This window comes from Helicobacter sp. T3_23-1059 (assembly GCF_053654515.1).
In genome coordinates this window covers 1-15,697 of record NZ_JBSIUV010000050.1, presented here as the reverse complement: position 1 = coordinate 15,697, position 15,697 = coordinate 1, and the positions used below count along the sequence as shown (strand labels likewise).

20 protein-coding genes and 2 pseudogenes are annotated in these 15,697 nt (G+C 31.0%); 13 read left to right on the top strand and 9 right to left on the bottom strand.

Annotated elements, in window-relative coordinates; genetic code table 11:
- Positions 1 to 97 precede the first annotated feature (97 nt).
- The 8 genes from ACWIX0_RS11075 to ACWIX0_RS11040 all read left to right on the top strand — a co-directional run bounded on the left by ACWIX0_RS11075 (position 98) and on the right by ACWIX0_RS11040 (position 4,106).
- The gene (locus ACWIX0_RS11075; RefSeq protein ID WP_454174057.1) at positions 98 to 334 is read left to right on the top strand and encodes a hypothetical protein; all 237 of its coding nucleotides are present in this window, start codon (positions 98 to 100) and stop codon (positions 332 to 334) included.
- A 277-nt stretch (positions 335 to 611) separates the two neighbouring features.
- A complete protein-coding gene (locus ACWIX0_RS11070; RefSeq protein ID WP_454174056.1) occupies positions 612 to 1,133 on the top strand; it encodes a thermonuclease family protein in 522 nt (173 codons plus the stop codon).
- Positions 1,130 to 1,393, top strand: a complete 264-nt coding sequence (locus ACWIX0_RS11065; RefSeq protein ID WP_454174055.1) for a hypothetical protein — start codon at positions 1,130 to 1,132, stop codon at positions 1,391 to 1,393. Before ACWIX0_RS11070 ends, ACWIX0_RS11065 begins: the two co-directional genes overlap by 4 nt.
- A gap of 1 nt (position 1,394) precedes the next feature.
- A complete protein-coding gene (locus ACWIX0_RS11060) occupies positions 1,395 to 2,909 on the top strand; it encodes a HipA domain-containing protein (RefSeq protein ID WP_454174054.1) in 1,515 nt (504 codons plus the stop codon).
- Entirely contained in the window at positions 2,906 to 3,148 is a 243-nt protein-coding gene (locus ACWIX0_RS11055) for a hypothetical protein (RefSeq protein WP_454174053.1), read from the top strand. Before ACWIX0_RS11060 ends, ACWIX0_RS11055 begins: the two co-directional genes overlap by 4 nt.
- Before the next feature lie 138 nt (positions 3,149 to 3,286).
- Positions 3,287 to 3,538, top strand: a complete 252-nt coding sequence (locus ACWIX0_RS11050; RefSeq protein ID WP_454174052.1) for a hypothetical protein — start codon at positions 3,287 to 3,289, stop codon at positions 3,536 to 3,538.
- Positions 3,535 to 3,804 (top strand): type II toxin-antitoxin system YafQ family toxin, encoded by a 270-nt coding sequence (locus ACWIX0_RS11045; RefSeq protein ID WP_454174051.1) that lies wholly within the window; start codon positions 3,535 to 3,537, stop codon positions 3,802 to 3,804. The genes ACWIX0_RS11050 and ACWIX0_RS11045 overlap by 4 nt, the downstream gene beginning before the upstream one ends.
- Positions 3,804 to 4,106 (top strand): hypothetical protein, encoded by a 303-nt coding sequence (locus ACWIX0_RS11040; RefSeq protein WP_454174050.1) that lies wholly within the window; start codon positions 3,804 to 3,806, stop codon positions 4,104 to 4,106. Before ACWIX0_RS11045 ends, ACWIX0_RS11040 begins: the two co-directional genes overlap by 1 nt.
- 238 nt (positions 4,107 to 4,344) lie before the next feature.
- Here ACWIX0_RS11040 and ACWIX0_RS11035 read toward each other — a convergent pair whose 3' ends face one another.
- The 8 genes from ACWIX0_RS11035 to ACWIX0_RS11000 form a co-directional block, all read right to left on the bottom strand.
- Positions 4,345 to 4,968, bottom strand: coding sequence for an outer membrane beta-barrel protein (locus ACWIX0_RS11035; protein ID WP_454174049.1), 624 nt, complete (start codon positions 4,966 to 4,968; stop codon positions 4,345 to 4,347).
- A 68-nt stretch (positions 4,969 to 5,036) separates the two neighbouring features.
- The gene (locus ACWIX0_RS11030) at positions 5,037 to 5,210 is read right to left on the bottom strand and encodes a hypothetical protein (RefSeq protein ID WP_454174048.1); all 174 of its coding nucleotides are present in this window, start codon (positions 5,208 to 5,210) and stop codon (positions 5,037 to 5,039) included.
- Between the two features lie 95 nt (positions 5,211 to 5,305).
- Positions 5,306 to 6,541 carry a type II toxin-antitoxin system HipA family toxin gene (locus ACWIX0_RS11025; RefSeq protein ID WP_454174047.1) on the bottom strand — a complete coding sequence of 412 codons (1,236 nt, stop codon included), beginning with the start codon at positions 6,539 to 6,541 and terminating at the stop codon, positions 5,306 to 5,308.
- Positions 6,542 to 6,598: 57 nt separating this feature from the next.
- Positions 6,599 to 7,261, bottom strand: a complete 663-nt coding sequence (locus ACWIX0_RS11020; RefSeq protein WP_454174046.1) for a nucleotidyl transferase AbiEii/AbiGii toxin family protein — start codon at positions 7,259 to 7,261, stop codon at positions 6,599 to 6,601.
- Positions 7,261 to 7,569 carry a hypothetical protein gene (locus tag ACWIX0_RS11015; RefSeq protein ID WP_454174045.1) on the bottom strand — a complete coding sequence of 103 codons (309 nt, stop codon included), beginning with the start codon at positions 7,567 to 7,569 and terminating at the stop codon, positions 7,261 to 7,263. Before ACWIX0_RS11015 ends, ACWIX0_RS11020 begins: the two co-directional genes overlap by 1 nt.
- Positions 7,570 to 7,578: 9 nt before the next feature.
- Positions 7,579 to 7,812, bottom strand: coding sequence for a hypothetical protein (locus tag ACWIX0_RS11010; protein WP_454174044.1), 234 nt, complete (start codon positions 7,810 to 7,812; stop codon positions 7,579 to 7,581).
- Between the two features lie 67 nt (positions 7,813 to 7,879).
- Entirely contained in the window at positions 7,880 to 8,149 is a 270-nt protein-coding gene (locus tag ACWIX0_RS11005; protein ID WP_454174043.1) for a hypothetical protein, read from the bottom strand.
- A 77-nt stretch (positions 8,150 to 8,226) separates the two neighbouring features.
- On the bottom strand, positions 8,227 to 8,889 hold the full coding sequence (locus ACWIX0_RS11000) for a ParA family protein (RefSeq protein ID WP_454174042.1): 663 nt from the start codon (positions 8,887 to 8,889) through the stop codon (positions 8,227 to 8,229).
- 875 nt (positions 8,890 to 9,764) lie between these two features.
- Between ACWIX0_RS11000 and tssM the strand changes: the two genes are divergently transcribed.
- From tssM to ACWIX0_RS10975, 5 genes and pseudogenes are all read left to right on the top strand, one after another.
- Positions 9,765 to 13,307, top strand: coding sequence for a type VI secretion system membrane subunit TssM (gene tssM, locus ACWIX0_RS10995; RefSeq protein ID WP_454174041.1), 3,543 nt, complete (start codon positions 9,765 to 9,767; stop codon positions 13,305 to 13,307).
- Positions 13,304 to 14,203, top strand: a complete 900-nt coding sequence (locus ACWIX0_RS10990; protein ID WP_454174040.1) for an FHA domain-containing protein — start codon at positions 13,304 to 13,306, stop codon at positions 14,201 to 14,203. The genes tssM and ACWIX0_RS10990 overlap by 4 nt, the downstream gene beginning before the upstream one ends.
- 111 nt (positions 14,204 to 14,314) lie before the next feature.
- Positions 14,315 to 14,830, top strand: coding sequence for an Hcp family type VI secretion system effector (locus ACWIX0_RS10985; RefSeq protein WP_454174039.1), 516 nt, complete (start codon positions 14,315 to 14,317; stop codon positions 14,828 to 14,830).
- Positions 14,831 to 14,844: 14 nt separating this feature from the next.
- Positions 14,845 to 14,982 (top strand): annotated as a pseudogene (locus ACWIX0_RS10980) (IS1595 family transposase); the annotation flags it as partial.
- A gap of 45 nt (positions 14,983 to 15,027) precedes the next feature.
- Positions 15,028 to 15,185, top strand: a pseudogene (locus tag ACWIX0_RS10975) (IS1595 family transposase); the annotation flags it as partial.
- 18 nt (positions 15,186 to 15,203) lie between these two features.
- Here the strand turns inward: ACWIX0_RS10975 and ACWIX0_RS10970 are convergent.
- Positions 15,204 to 15,653 (bottom strand): hypothetical protein, encoded by a 450-nt coding sequence (locus tag ACWIX0_RS10970; RefSeq protein WP_454174038.1) that lies wholly within the window; start codon positions 15,651 to 15,653, stop codon positions 15,204 to 15,206.
- Positions 15,654 to 15,697 lie beyond the last annotated feature (44 nt).

Below are 15,697 nucleotides of genomic sequence, written 5' to 3'. Positions count from 1 at the left end.
AAGATTTTACTAGCATAGGGCATTTTGAGAATTTTACAAAATATTTATTCAATATCACTGCAAAGCACAAAAACGATTACTACAAAGTGTAAAAGCATTGCACAAGCCTTATACGCCTTATGAGCTAATCAAAAGTGATATATTCTACTTAAATTTTGGTGTAGAAAGCACTTATGATGATATTTGTGAAATAGTCTCTAGCCAAATCAAAGATATTATCTTTATCCAACCAAAAGAAGTAAAATCTATGCGCAAATCTTTTGTGTTTTGCGCACTTCACATAAACCAAGCAACACCGCATTTACATAGGATTTTTGTATTATCAAAGACATAGAATATGTTTGCTAATTATAGATTTTACACCAAAAGCCCCGCGCTTTTAGTGTAAAATAGATTTGTTTAAGTATAGGTTAAGCGGGGATTTGGTATATTTTCAGTGTAAAGTTAAGAAAAAGAGTTTAGCTAAACAACTTTAAAAGCTGTTTAGCCAGCTCTAAGAATGCAATTAAAACTTTTAAAATCTTAATCAACATTCCTCCTCCTTTCCACTAAAAGCCATTAACCACTTAAACGACAAGATTTTAGCGAAATTAAGTTGTAAAAGAATGAAAATGAACAAATTGCCATTGAAATATATAACTAAAAATCCAATATTTGCCATTATATTTGTGGTTATTGTCTCTGTTTGCGTGTTATACGAGGAGATGACTCCACCACAAGAAATACAAGGCAAAATCTTAAAAGTCTATGATGGCGATACTATCACGATTCTAAACAACAATAATGAAAAATTACGAATTAGGCTTTTTGGTTTAGACGCACCAGAATCAAACCAAAGTTTTGGTAATATTTCCACACAAAATTTGCAAGTTCTTTGTCCTGTGGATACCCTAGCAAGTATCAAAATCAAGGACAAAGACAAGTATGGACGCATTGTTGGGATTGTGTTTTGCAATGGTGTAAATGCTAATGCAAATCAAGTAAAAAATGGCTTTGCTTGGGCTTATAGTGAGTATGCTTATCGATATATTCCATTAGAAATACTAGCAAGAATCCAAAAAAAAGGCTTATGGAGCGAGCTAAATCCTGTGAAGCCTAGTGATTTTAGAAAAAATGAAAAAGGCAAAAAATGATTGTAAATGAAAATACTTTACCACTTGCTATACAAAAAGATATAAACGCGCTAAAAGCATATCATCGTGGCGAATTAAATCACCCTGAAGATTGTTTGTATATGGAGCTTTATGGCTCTATAAATAGCTCACAACACGGCTTTGAGATAACGCAAGAGGCTGCTGATTATTTAAGAGCTAAGTATTTGGGAATGGAAAATGGCATCAATGTGGAATATTATTTTCAAACAAATTCAATTCATAACAAAGTAGCCAAATAAGATGAATAATGGCATAGATTTTTCTCATTGTAAGCGCAATTTAAATACCTATGGTGGCGCAAATGGCAGTAAGATAGGAATAATCTACAATAATGAACATTATATGCTTAAATTTCCACCAAACATAAAAACTTTAAGCAAGCAAAAAATAAAAGGCGAATATTCTAATGGTTGCGTAAATGAATATGTAGGCTCTCACATATTTCAATCTTTAGACATTGAGACACAAGAAACTTTACTTGGCACATACGATGATAAAATTGTTGTGGCTTGTAAGGATTTTGAAAAAGATGGGTATCAATTTGCTGATTTTGCCTCACTTAAAAATACCGTTATAGATAGCCAAAGCAATGGATATGGAACTGAGCTTGAAGATATTTTACGAACTTTTGAAGAGCAGGTAAGTTTTGAAATATCCCCAAAGAAGTTAAAAAAACATTTTTGGGATATGTTTATTGTTGATAGTTTGATAGGGAATTTTGATAGACACAATGGAAATTGGGGATTTTTGGTTAATAAAGAATTTGGTAGAGTTAAAATTGCACCTATATTTGATTGTGGTTCGTGTTTATTTCCAAATGCCACAAATGATAAAATGTTTGAATATGGGATAATCGATGAAGAAACAAGAAACAATAGGCTTTTTCTTTACCCAAATTCTGCGATTAAGATTGATAGTGTAAAAATAAATCCCTACCAATTCTTATCTCAAACTAATGATAAAGATTGCTTAGATTCTCTTGTCAGAATCACTCACAATATAGATTTAAGTGCGATAAAAAACATCATTGAAAACACACCATATATTAGTGATTTGAATAAGGAATTTCTATTTATTACACTTCGCGATAGAAAAGAAAAAATACTACAACAATCCATAAAAAATAATCAAAATCTATCCACACGCACACAACTAAACGCAATGCCAAAACCTAGCACGGATAAAACTGAAAACAAGGTTTCAGCAGTGCAGTATTTGCGTGAGAATCGCATAGAAAAACGCGGAATCTATAATGTAACTTTTAATAATAAATTTTCTACTCCTATCAAAAAAAATTTCAACACACGAAAAGACACTCTGCGCTATGCTAGAGGCAATAAAAATAAAGGTGCTACACATATTTTAATTAAGCACCAAATAGATGAAAAACAGGAAGGTTACATCACACAACAAGAATTATTAAACTTAGGACATAATGTCCGCGAATATCTTGCAAGACACAAAGAGCCTTTCATCGATATAGATGGGGCAAGAATTTACGAATGGCAAGATGAAGCTGGAGTTAAATTTAGGCTTGTAGTAAATGATATTTTGTCAAAGAAAGAAGCTAGTGGGAGCGGCACTTCTCCGCAATTACCTCGACCACCAGCTGATGACATTATAACATATTACAGCGATAGAAATGCAAAAACGCCACTGCTTTTTAAGAATCCTAAAGTGCAAAGATTCTATGAAAAACAAGAATCTAACACACGCAATGTGGAATCTAAACCAAAAATAAGGAAGCAAAAATGAAAAACGAACAACCAACGATTAAGAAAAAATACGATATTTACACGATTCTTTACAAAGAACAATATAGGCTAAAATTAGGCATTATACCGCTTATTTTGTCAAAAATCTCCATTATAGCGGTTGTTGCCTGTTTTTATTATTTTGATTTGCAAAATGCGTTTTTTATTTATGGGATTTTGCTTATCACTTACTACAAATTCGCATTTAATCAAAACAAAAGATGGGCAACAGCTCGATAGTTTTGTTTATGTCTGGCTTGCTAAATTTAATAAGATTTTGCGTGCAAAAAAGCAACACAAAATAAATAAATCTGCATTATAATTTGATAACTCGAATGGGACACATTTTTTACAAAAAATAGGAGAAGGAGAATATTTATGCAAATAACATTACAAATCGCAAACGCAGATGATAATTTGCTAAAAGCCATTAAGAGTGTCATAAATTTGCATCCACACGCAAAATTAAAAGTAACAAAAAGCCAAGAAATTACTGCTAATGGTTATTCAAAAGAATTTGAAGTTGAAATCTTGCAGGATTTAGAGTTTATCGAGCAACAAAGAAAAGCTGGAACTCTGAAATTTTACAATAGCGTGAATGAAGCTTTTAAAAGTGAGGGACTAATTTGACATACAAACTCCACTTAACAAAGAAATTCACTAAAGACGCAAAAAAGCTTACAAAACAAGATTTGGAGCATACTATGGAAGTTTTACAAAAACTTTGCAACAATCAACCTCTTAGCCCTAAATACAAAGACCACGCATTAGTAGGTAATTTGCAAGGTGCTAGAGATTGTCATATCAAACCTGATTTAGTTTTGATTTACCGATACAATCAAGATATGTTGGAATTGGTTGCTTTGCGTATTGGCAAACATAGTAAAGTGTTGTAATGAAAAAACTAACAACAGCATTAGTAGCATTATTGGTAAGCCATAGTTTGACACTAGCTTGTCTATGCTCTACGCAAATCAAAGATGCTTTTGATGGCGTCAAAGACTATGTAGTAGATGATTTGTATAAGCCACAAAAAAGCAAGGTAGAGGACATAACCTCTGTGCTAAAAGAAAATATCAAAAAAATAGAAACACAAAACGAGGAACTAGAAAAACTAATCGCGGTGGAAAAGAAAAAAGCACTTCAATACGAAAATATGATTTTTTTACTAAAGCAAAGATTGAAAATGCTTGAGTAGCGAAAAAAACACGCAACAAAAACAACCATATTTTTTGGTATTGCAGATTAAGATAAAAAAGAAAATCAATGAAATAGGAGAGTTATAATGCTAGAAATTTTTTTAATTTGCGCTGTTGTATTTGGGCTTATTAGTTTTTTTGCAAGTATGCTTATTGCGGTGAAGTGAATTACCTATTATTTTTGTGTAATTAACATTTTTACTGAATGCCTAAGCATTCCTGCTTAGGCAAAAAAGGCTAGAATTTATAAGCATAGCCTAGCATAAATGAGTTATTGCTGTAATTGTAGTATCTAATCGAGTTTTGACCTTTTCCAGCTGTTTGATAACCACTACTATATCCACGATATTTATAAGTAGCAAATACCATATGTTTGGCATTGAAATAATAATGCAAGCCTGTATTCCATACATAAGAAAATTTTGTGTGAATATTTGTATCGTATTCTCCTGTGCCTTGTGCGTTGCCACTAGCGGTTATGCTAAATTTATCAAAGAATGTGCTACCCTCTAATCCTATTGGAGCAAAATGCCAGCCAAGTGTATGCTGCCCCATATTTAGAAAATCCCACAAAAATTGAGCTTCTACACCATATTGAATAGCGTGCGAGCTAAGCGCAAAATCAACATTTGTGCTATATAAAGAATTGTAATCAGACATTTTTGTATTGTAATTTGAATATCCAATATGTCCGCGCACGCGCACACCAAAATGAAACCACGGTCTATCATAAAAATACCATTGATACCCACCAAAAATATTGATAGGAATTGCAGTATGGTCATTCCAATTAGAATAATAACCCGAATATGTTGCGCTTGTGAGTTCGCCTTGTAAATTTCTGCCTGTATATAAAGACATAGAAGCATACGAATACGCCGAGCCAAATCCAAATTCCCCACCTACAAAAGCACCTGTTTTTGGTTTTTTTATGCCGACTTTGTATGGGTCATTCCATTCTTTATTGCTGCCCCCCCCCCATTAGATTTATGTGTCTGTGTGGTGGGTTGAGGATTTGTGTTTTGAGTTATCTCCTCCGCGTTGATATTGCCTAGCATTGCACATACTGCAAATGCAACAACTAACTTAACTTTGTTTTTCATTGTTTGTCCTTTCGAGTTTGATTACAAGTTGATTGATTATCGCCATATACTATTATTTCCTATGCTATGTCTAGCACTATGATATTATACTTGCTTCATTTTTGTCTCCTTATTTTTGGTTTGGAGGCTATTATTTGATTATTGCCTAGTTTATGTAGCATTTCATTTGCCAATAATATATCTTTGTGTTCAAAATTATTAGTAAAAAGTTTGATTTCATTAGATTTGATTCCAAAATTGCTAGCAATTTCTTTGTATTGCCTACCTGCTTTTAGACAATCTTGTAAAATCTCATAGAATTTTAAATCGTTTATTTCAAATTCTTTTGCTAAATCTTTGCATAATTCTATGCTTGGCAAGGTTTTACAATCTATAAAAGCTAAAGCGTGATTTTGTTTATGATATTCATAAGGCATTGGATTTAAATCATACGCTGGACTTAGATTCCATTTTTTTGTATTTTTATTATAAAGCAAGCCGTGATTGCGTAAATGGTCATCTATATTTCCAAAAAGCGTATTAAATACCATTCGCCTAAATAACTCCTCTTTGTTGGTAGAATCTAACTTTTTGGCAATATCTACATAAGATTTTGCATTTGCTTCATCTTTTTCGCTTGTGCTTAAAAGTGTCATTGCCGACATAAATGGAATGCGTTTATTATTGGTAAAATCCCTGTCAAATCGCTTTACAAGCAAGATTTTATTTTGATTTACGCTTATGAGTTTAAAATCTGCGGTGTTAATCTTTGCTATTTTGCTTAGCTCTAACATTGTAGCTTCCCATAAAATCACGCTATGTGTATCATTGATTGATGGGAATTTAGCGATATAAAGCGCATTATTATCTTGCACGCTTGCTTTTGGTCTAGCACCTCCTAATGATGAGCTAGGGGCAAGTAGCGTTTTTAAGTCCTGTTGTGTATATGTGTCATTTTCTACGCGTAGCGTAGAATCTTGTATTTGATTTAAATGTAATAATTTAGGAATTTTTTTGCATACGCCGATAAAGACTCCATTGGATTTTAGCCTCAATGCCCCTATTCTAAAATAATCACTCACGCCCAGCATATACTCATAATCTTGCAACATTTTACCCGCATTTCGCATTTGGATAAGTCTGCCCCATCTATCAGGGGAAATATCACAAAATACTCCCCATAAGTCTTTACGATAAAAAACTTCTTTTTGTAATGGTAATAATGGGTCAATGGCATAGGAATGATTACAATCTAGCCAAGAGTCTGCATACAAAAAGCTATAAGATTGCCTATCTAAGATATTAAAATTACCGACAAGCGATTCATTGGAATATACTTCTATGTTGTGCATTTATAATTCTTTATTCCGCTATATTGTCAATAATATATTGTGGAGTCATAACTTGCTTCATCGTTGTCTTCTTATTTTTGGTTTTTGTATCTCGTTTTCTATATGTGCTATGTTGATATTTTTTGCTGCATTAAGTAAGATATTTTTATCCTCTTTGCTTAATCGATGCAAATCTCCATCCTCAAAATAAGTCAATCCTTTTACAATTTGCATAATAGGAAAGTTATTGCCAAAATATCGTCCAAATTCACTTAATCCTTGCTCTAGTGATACTTGATTTGTCTTTAATATTTCTGCTATATCTTTGTAATCTTTATATTCTGCCCTATCACACGAAACTTTAAGTTTTGTAATTAGCAATGCTTTTAAATCAGCAAGTTGTAATATTCCATCATCGCTATAGATTTTGCCTGCATTTTTGACAAAATCCATATTGCCAAAGAAAGAAAATTTTACATTATTCGTAGTTATAAACGATAGAGTATTGTCTATTTGTTGCATTATTGAGCCTACTTGTATTCCATTAAGTCCTAATAAAGTGGAATGAATTTTTGATATATCTTTGTGGGTAAAAAAATCAAAATCAATCGACATTCTATGTCCTAATTGCAATGCTAATGCTGTCCCACCAAAAAGAGTAAAATCCATATCTTTTAAAACATTAAGGTATGGATAAATTTCTTGTTGTTCTTTTGGCAATATTTCAAAGTGTAATTTCATTATAAATACCCTCGCTTTGGTAATGGTGGAATTTCGCAATCTATGCCATATAATCGAATATGCCAAAAATGCCAAGATTTATTATCAAACCAACCAGCTTGAGCGTTGTTTAGAGTTTTTCTTAATAAATCATCGCTAAACTCACATACTTTTTTAAATTGTTGCAAATCATTTGTTTCTTTCATTGCACTAGCAACAATTCTTAATGGATTATTAGCGATGATTTCATCTTTTTGCTCCCACCATACATAATGGGCAAAATACTCCAAAAGTTCTTTATCTGTTAGTGAATATACATTTTTGTTCACTTTCGCTCCTTATAAAATCACGCCATACAAGCTAATCAATGCGTTTAACCTGCGGTTTAAAAACTCTGCTTTGTATGCTGGTTTATGTCGTTTGGCGTATTCTGTGATAAACATTTGCAAATATTCTAATTTGAAAATCTGCAAATGTTTGCATACATAAGGGGAATTATAAAGCACAGAGCTAAAAATACCTTTTGCAAATTCTATATCATTGATATTATCAATAATATATTGTGGCGTCATATCCACATTATCCCAATAACAAGTATTTAGAATTTGCTCGGCGATTTCTAGTTTTTGTTTTTTAGAATTAAGAATTGCTTAACACGCCTTTTTCTATGAGTAGTTTTCGCAAAAAGTCCGAGCCGCTCGCAATGTTGTTTGTATCCAAATAGTCAAGGAATTTCATATAATCCTCTTCAACTAAACTTAAAGAAAAAGAGCGATATGCTTTTCTCTGTCCTAGTCTAGCGCGCCTTGTATTTATCGGTGTTGCCTCTGCGCTTGCAGTCGCTTCTATGACTTCTGCGCCTTTGCCTAGATATTTTAATGCCTCTGTGTTGATTCGTTTGTTACTCATTTTTTATCCTTTTTTTTTAAGTTTGTTAGTTTAGCAAGTATTTACTTACATTGTCATTAACAATTTAATATTATTGACTAATGTAAGTTTTCTACTTCTTTACAAAAAGCTAAAATCTCATTTTTCGCAGCCACATCACTGCTCGTGCGGATTTTTGATTCTAGCACGCCTTTGCCTGTTGTCGGTGAATATTTTATCAAAGTCCTATCACGCACAATACTATCCATAAAGGCGTAATGTTTAGATTCTCTAAAAGGGTCTAGTATAGAATCTATGAGTTTTACGCTTGGATTTAGTCGGTTTAGCACCAAATGGGATTTTATAGCAAAATCTGCTTTGGATTTTCTAAGCTCTTTTTCTATGTCGCTTAAAATCTCATCAAAGCTCATTAGCCGCATTATCTCAAAAGGTGCATCACTAAGGGGTGTAATGACTTTATCACTCATTGATACTGCGATACGATTAAACGCGCTATCAAAACCACCAGAATCTATGATTAGATTTTCATTTATGTGAGAATCTATAAACTTGATAAGCGAGTCAGTAGAAGCAAATGTTTTAATATTAAAGGGTTTGTTATCGTGCATAGCCCTTAACTTATTAGCATTGCTTATACTATTTTGCCCATCTAAATCTATGCAAGTAAAATCTATGCCCTTATCTTGCAAATAAACTAGATAGTTAAGACAAAGCGTAGATTTACCTACCCCACCTTTTGGGTGTGAAAAAGTAATTACCATAGGCACTCCTTAAACTTAAATTTACAATAAAACTGCATTGTCAGTGTAATGCTAAATGTTAAACACATTGTAAATAAAATCATATTATACATTATATTAAATTGATATTAAAAATGTAGCTCATACTTTGCTTACAATTTTAATTTAATGATAGTTACATTTTTAATATCAATAAATCATAATCATCACTCACATTTCGATTTACAATGCAATTTAATTTAATGTTGATTTTGATTAAATTAAAAATCTAGTTTAGATTTACATTGCATTGTAAATTTTGCTATGAAGCAAAATGTTATTACATTATGATTATATTAACATTTAGAATAACAATAGAATAACAATGTAAGAATATTTTATTTAACTTGTTAATCTAATTAAAAATTAAATAAAAATAGCATTGTAACTTACAATGTGCATTGTGCGCTTGATTTTTGTAATTATATATTTTTTGGAGTTTTTAATATTTTGCAGATAGAGCTACATAAAGCTACTAGGATTTTAAGGAATATAATGGTGGCACAAAATTATAATAAATGACAAAATATTAAAAGCGAATATTTCTATACGACATAAGGAACATAAGGACAAAATATGGATAAACTAACAGGAAATGGCTAGAGATAGCTTAAGCTAGACTGAGTCTAAACAATTTTAACGACTTGTGTAAATATTTAAATTTTTCAACTAAAATTTTACTATTTCATTTTACTATGGTTACTATCCATTGTATTTATTGCCATTACATTTATTGCATTTTTTATATTTTTGTTATATTTTGATGTTTTTATTCATAAAAAATAATGAGGATTTTGCAGAATATTTGAGATTTATAAATAAAGGCGAGGATAAAAGCAAGAAAGGTAGATTTAGTTGTGTTTAAGAAGTTATTAGGGATTATTAGAAAAGATTGGTTTATTGTTTTGGTGCTACTTGCGCTATTTTTTATTCTGTGTGTGCTATTTTGGATATTTGGACCATCTATATCATTTAACGATATTCATATTTTTGGTAGCCCGTATTTAAGGCTTGCAATTATACTTATATCTTGGATTATTATATTTTTGATATTTTTACTTAAGCCTACAATGGATTTTGTTGCCTCGCTTAAAAGCGAAAAAAATGCTAAAGTTAAATCTCTAAAGAAAGAATCTAGCGATTCTGTGTTTAAAGCAAAAAGGAATTTTTTTATTGCCCTAAAAGATGCCAAACTAACTTGGAAAAATAAAATTAAGTTTAAAAAATTACCCTTAATTATCATCATAGGCGAAGAGGGTGCGGGAAAAAGCACTTTTATCAACTATTCAAACATAGAATATCCTTTGAGTGATACCTTGCAATCATATAAGAAATTTCATCAATCAACAAACAATTTTTCCTTATATGTCTCTAAAAGTGGAGCATTGCTTGATACGGAGGGTAATTATTTTTCACAGGAAAAATTTTTTACTCCCACAAGTAGCGATGAGATTCCCGAAGATGATTTGGATAAAAACAAAGACTTTTTGATAAAAAAATATATTTGGAGTAATTTTTTACATTTTCTAAACAAAAATTTATTTTATAGCAAACTTAATGGCATAGTCTTGGTGGTAGATACACAATTATTTCTAAACAACCCCAAAGAATATTCACAAAATATCATTCGCTATCTTGTAAGAAGGGTAAATGATTGTGAAAATTCGCTTAATGTTAAATTGCCCATATATGTGATTTTTTCTAAACTTGATTTATTAGATGGTATGAGAGAATTTTTTGAAATTTTTAATGAAAAGATAGCTAATATGACTTTAGGCATTAGTTTTGATGATAAACTGAATGCCGATTTGTTGGATAAACATTTTAAGCAGGTAAGTCAATCTTTATTGCTTAATTTTACAAGCAAAAACCACTTTTTACATTCCATAGATAGCAAAAACAAAGCATATTTATTTTTAAAACAACTAGACAATTTATTTGCATTAGCAAAAACTTTTATTTTGGATATTCAAAAAGAAAATACATTTAAAAACAATTCGTTTTTAAGAGGCGTATATTTTGTGAGTGCCTATCAAGAAAATATACCTAGAAATTTCTTACTTGATAGCGTGTGTGATAAATATAATATCAAAAAAGCACTAGCAAAAGTCCAGCCATTGCACAATCAAAATAAACAAAGTTATTTTGTCAAATCTTTGCTAGAAGATATTATTTTTAAAGATTATTCGTTAAGCGGTATGAGAAATATATTTAAAAAATTTTCTACGCTATTGTTGGGTTTTGTTATGTGTTTAGGTGCTTATTATTTATCATTTTATTTTATTGCTAAAAATAAAGCAGAAAAACAAAAATCTGAAAATACTCTAACGGCATTACGATATTTATTAAATGATATAGACCACACAAAACTTAATGTTAAGGAAAAGGCAAATCTGTTGGCGGATTTAAAACTAATTTTAGGTGCTTATCCAGAATTATCAAACGGCAATAATTTAATTCAATACCCAAAACTAAATATATCTTATAAGGGATTCATAGAAGCAAGAGATTTTTATGATAAACTAAATGAAGTTGTGCTTAAAGATACTTTACTTGCCGAAATGGAATATGTTTTGCAAAATAGCAAGGACAATAAAGAGAATTTGATAAAAACACTATATGTTTATAAGTCTTTGTTTGACCAAAAATATCTAAATAAAAATTTGATAAAAATATGGGTTGAAGAAAATTGGAATTTGCTTGAAAAATATAAGATTTCTAAAGAAAATTTTTTAAGCGGAATCGATGATATTCAAAAAATCGATATAGAAAATTTACCTAGAAATAAAAACATAATTCCACTAGCCATAAGAGAACTGCATAGGACAACAAGCAAAGCACAAAGAATGTATGTTTTATTTATTTTTTTGAATGAATATGATGAATTTTATATGATTAAAGATGAATTAGGTTTTGCTGCAAATAGTGTTTTTGCCGAATCTAGCAACATAGATTCTATAAATAAAATATATACAAAAAATGGGCTAATGTCTTTTTTAAAAAATCTTAATCAAAACATAGATAATATGCTAAATACAGAATCTTGGTTGCTTGAATCTATCGATAATTTAACCAAAGAAAATAAAAATATGCTTATCATAAATATACTTAGAATGCACTTGGTGAAATATCAAAACAAATGGGAAAATTTACTGATGAATCTAGCACCAAAGCAGTATGCCTCAAAAGAATCTACGCTTAATGAGCTAGATGCTCTATCCAAAAAAGACAATCCTATATTAGCCTTAATAAAATTCGTTAGCACCAATACAAATCTAAACGACCCACTTTTGCTTAGAGAGGCTTATAATACCGCCCTTAATGCTAGCGAGATTAAAACACATTTTACTAACATTACTAATTACTTTAGTGCTTATCATAAAATAGCACAACAAGATTCGTTGCTAAGTGCGGGTGCTTTGGCGGTGGGATTAAATATTAACAATGATGAAAAAATTATGGAAACCATTAGCACAGATGTCAAAAATATACAATCAAAAATTATAGATTTTCGCACGAGCAATACTCAAAGTATTGATAGCAAAATCACCTACGCGCTTAATGGCGAAAAAGAGCAAGATGACCCTTTTGCAACTTTTGCTAATGATATAAAAAAATTGCCAAGCGCAATAGAAAAATATTATGCAACGCTTTATACTTATGCGTGGAATCTTATCGAATTACAAGGGATTGATTTGTTTAATGTAGTTTGGGTTAATGAAGTTTGGACGCCTTTTATGAATGATATTGCACCTTTTTATCCATTCAATAGCAGCAGTATGAATAATCTAAGCATAGATTCACTAAAAGGATTTTTTGGACATACAGGAACTTTAAATAAATTTTACAATAAATATTTAAGCGCAGTTTTGTCAAAAAAAGCAGACACATATATTTTAAATACGCAATTTGGCACTAAAATCAATTTTTCTAAAAACTTTTTAGATTTTATGAGAGATGCTAAAAAATTCTCTGACTTGTTGTTTGATTCAAATGATAATATAAAATTTAATTTCACACTGCAAAGTTTGGATTTAAGTAGTGATTTTTCTTTTGTAGAGTTGCAATATAATGCTCACAATATGAAATATGAACACACGCTAAAATCGACATTGCAAATTGTCGTAGAGCAATTTAGCAGTGGCACAAGTTTGACATTAAAAGCCATTGATTATCATAATTCAAAAATAAGCTATGACAAAACTTATAGTGGCGAGTGGGCTTGGTATAGATTCTTAAAAGAAAGCCAACACAGCGATTTTTATAATGTTATTTTTAATAATAATGAAAAATTATATTTTGATTTTAAAGTAACAGGCGCAAATGAGGTGCGACAAATGCTTAAATTGCCACAACAAATAAAAATCGTAGAGCATATTACAATAGGAGAAAATCGATGATAGAATTAGATAATGAGGAAAAAATTGGCGTAATTATCGAAAATTTAGAGACAGTTTCCTCAAAACAAAAAGCTCATATTTTTGACACAGATGGTGGATTTATCGGCAGTGATTCGCAATGCGATTTTTATGTCCAAGACAAAGACAAAAAAATACACAGCAAACATTTAAAGATAGGTTTTGAAGAGGGTTTTTTTACTATTTCTCCGATAGAAGATGCACCCATTTTTTATAATGAATCTTTTTCTAAAATGCAAGGTGGTTTTGAAGTAGCAATTAACAAAGGCGATGTTTTTAGAATCGAAAATGTCCAATTTCGTTTTGTGGATTCTGCTGAAATTGATGATGAGTTACTAAAAAGCAAAAAAAGTCTTAATGATTTAGATAGATACGAAGAAATTGATGATAATTTATTGCAACCTAGAGGTAAAGTCGCTTTTGCTTTTAATGAAAAAGAAAATATAAGAGAAATTGTTGAAAGTAAGGCAGACTACGCTTTTATGGAGAAAAAAGAAAGTGATGAGTTTTTTCATCAAAATAGTGATAAAATATTCTTAAATACTACAAATATACTACACATTATTGATAAAGTGCTGGGTGAATTAAAGCAGAATCAACAACATATTACGCTAGATGATGAATGCGAAAATATGCAAGATTTGGAGCAAATTATCAACAACGAACCACTTATAAATTCCACAAAACTTATAAATATCCTTGCTTTGGGGCTAATAAGCAGGGAGTTATACAGCCCTATATTTGAAATGATAAGCAAAGATGAAAATGATAGCTTTGCAAAATACATTCAGTCTGCCATTCAAAAAAGCATCAAAGATGATAAGCACAGCTTTGAATCATTAGTTATAAAAGCATTAGAAAAATACCTTAAACCTTAAGTGCAACCAACTTTAACAAATCAAAAAATTATCCAAATATTTTCCCACATTTTACAATTTCTTGTATAATGCAAACTTCAACTTAAAACACTAAATCATAAGGAGTGTATTATGGCACAACCAGCGTATATAAAGATTGAAGGCTCTACTCAAGGACTTATCTCTAGTGGTGCTTCCACAGAAGCAAGCATTGGCAATCGCTATCAAGCAGGACACGAAGATGAGATTATGGCTCAAGAAGTAGCACATATTGTAACCGTCCCCACAGACCCTCAAAGTGGGCAACCATCTGGACAAAGAGTGCATAAGCCTTTTTGTTTTACTTGCTCTTTAAATAAAGCTGTTCCGTTGCTTTACAACGCTTTGACAAATGGCGAGCGACTTACAAGCGTAGAGGTTCATTGGTTTAGGACATCTACTAACGGAGGACAGGAGCATTACTTTACTACAAAGCTAGAAGATGCTATTATCACAGATATTTCTTTGCTGATGCCAAACGCACAAGAAAAAAGCAATAGCGATAAAACAGAGCTATTTAAAGTTTCTCTTAATTACAGAAAAGTGATTTGGGAGCATACAGCTGCTGGAACAAGTGGTAGCGATGATTGGCGAGAGGGCAGGGCATAAGAGTTAGATTTTCCTTAATCGCACAAGAATGTGAGAAAATCTCTAAAAATAAATGGCGAAATTGAAGTCGATAAAAGCTATTTTGGCGCAAAAATAAAAAGTTATAAGCAAAAAAAAGGGGGGGTGTAGCAGGAGGCAAAACACCTGTGTTTTTTGCTTCGTTTCACTCGCAACTGCAAGTAGCAGAGTTTATGCAAAAACATAGATTAAGCAAATTTAAAGGAATCAAAAAAGAGAATTTTTTACTTCATCTGAAAGAAACATAGTTTAGGTAGCCATCACTAAAATTAAAGGACAAGATTTGTATAACATCTTGTTGAAATTGATAAGAGAAAATCTGCTTAAGGTGGATTGAGCCAAAATCCAATCCCATTTAGAATAATAAAAACATTATGTAAAAAATAGGGGATAAGGCACAATTTACACAACTTACAATGCAAACTATCCTTATTTGTTGTTTATTTAACGGATTCGCATCGGTTGTATCCTTAATCATTAAAAAGCGAATCAATGTTAAAAGTATGCTTGAAATCATAACGATAGGATAACTTGTAATTCCATACATCATCAGCCATTCAATAATAAAAAAATAATTTGAGCCCGACAAAACAATTAGCAATACATACGAACAGCAAAACAATACTGAACCAAATAAAAAACCACTTACAAACCAAATTAAAACAAAATTTTTAGTTAAATAATACGATTTTACTTTTGGGATTAAACTAAAAGAAGCAAGAAAAATTCCATACAATGTTAATATTTTGATATTTGTAATCATATATAAAAACATATTAAATAAATCAAAGATAAACTCTATCATTTACCAATCCTTAATGTTATAGGCATTGACAACGGATATACTTC

Bases quoted from the DNA above. Each gene is read 5' to 3' on its own strand.
- ACWIX0_RS11070 (WP_454174056.1), top strand. From the start codon at position 612: ATGAACAAATTGCCATTGAAATATATAACTAAAAATCCAATATTTGCC.
- ACWIX0_RS11065 (WP_454174055.1), top strand. From the start codon at position 1,130: ATGATTGTAAATGAAAATACTTTACCACTTGCTATACAAAAAGATATA.
- ACWIX0_RS11060 (WP_454174054.1), top strand. From the start codon at position 1,395: ATGAATAATGGCATAGATTTTTCTCATTGTAAGCGCAATTTAAATACC.
- ACWIX0_RS11055 (WP_454174053.1), top strand. From the start codon at position 2,906: ATGAAAAACGAACAACCAACGATTAAGAAAAAATACGATATTTACACG.
- ACWIX0_RS11050 (WP_454174052.1), top strand. From the start codon at position 3,287: ATGCAAATAACATTACAAATCGCAAACGCAGATGATAATTTGCTAAAA.
- ACWIX0_RS11040 (WP_454174050.1), top strand. From the start codon at position 3,804: ATGAAAAAACTAACAACAGCATTAGTAGCATTATTGGTAAGCCATAGT.
- ACWIX0_RS11035 (WP_454174049.1), bottom strand. From the start codon at position 4,968: ATGTCTTTATATACAGGCAGAAATTTACAAGGCGAACTCACAAGCGCA.
- ACWIX0_RS11030 (WP_454174048.1), bottom strand. From the start codon at position 5,210: ATGAAAAACAAAGTTAAGTTAGTTGTTGCATTTGCAGTATGTGCAATG.
- ACWIX0_RS11025 (WP_454174047.1), bottom strand. From the start codon at position 6,541: ATGCACAACATAGAAGTATATTCCAATGAATCGCTTGTCGGTAATTTT.
- ACWIX0_RS11020 (WP_454174046.1), bottom strand. From the start codon at position 7,261: ATGAAATTACACTTTGAAATATTGCCAAAAGAACAACAAGAAATTTAT.
- ACWIX0_RS11010 (WP_454174044.1), bottom strand. From the start codon at position 7,812: ATGACGCCACAATATATTATTGATAATATCAATGATATAGAATTTGCA.
- ACWIX0_RS11005 (WP_454174043.1), bottom strand. From the start codon at position 8,149: ATGAGTAACAAACGAATCAACACAGAGGCATTAAAATATCTAGGCAAA.
- ACWIX0_RS11000 (WP_454174042.1), bottom strand. From the start codon at position 8,889: ATGGTAATTACTTTTTCACACCCAAAAGGTGGGGTAGGTAAATCTACG.
- ACWIX0_RS10990 (WP_454174040.1), top strand. From the start codon at position 13,304: ATGATAGAATTAGATAATGAGGAAAAAATTGGCGTAATTATCGAAAAT.
- ACWIX0_RS10985 (WP_454174039.1), top strand. From the start codon at position 14,315: ATGGCACAACCAGCGTATATAAAGATTGAAGGCTCTACTCAAGGACTT.
- ACWIX0_RS10970 (WP_454174038.1), bottom strand. From the start codon at position 15,653: ATGATAGAGTTTATCTTTGATTTATTTAATATGTTTTTATATATGATT.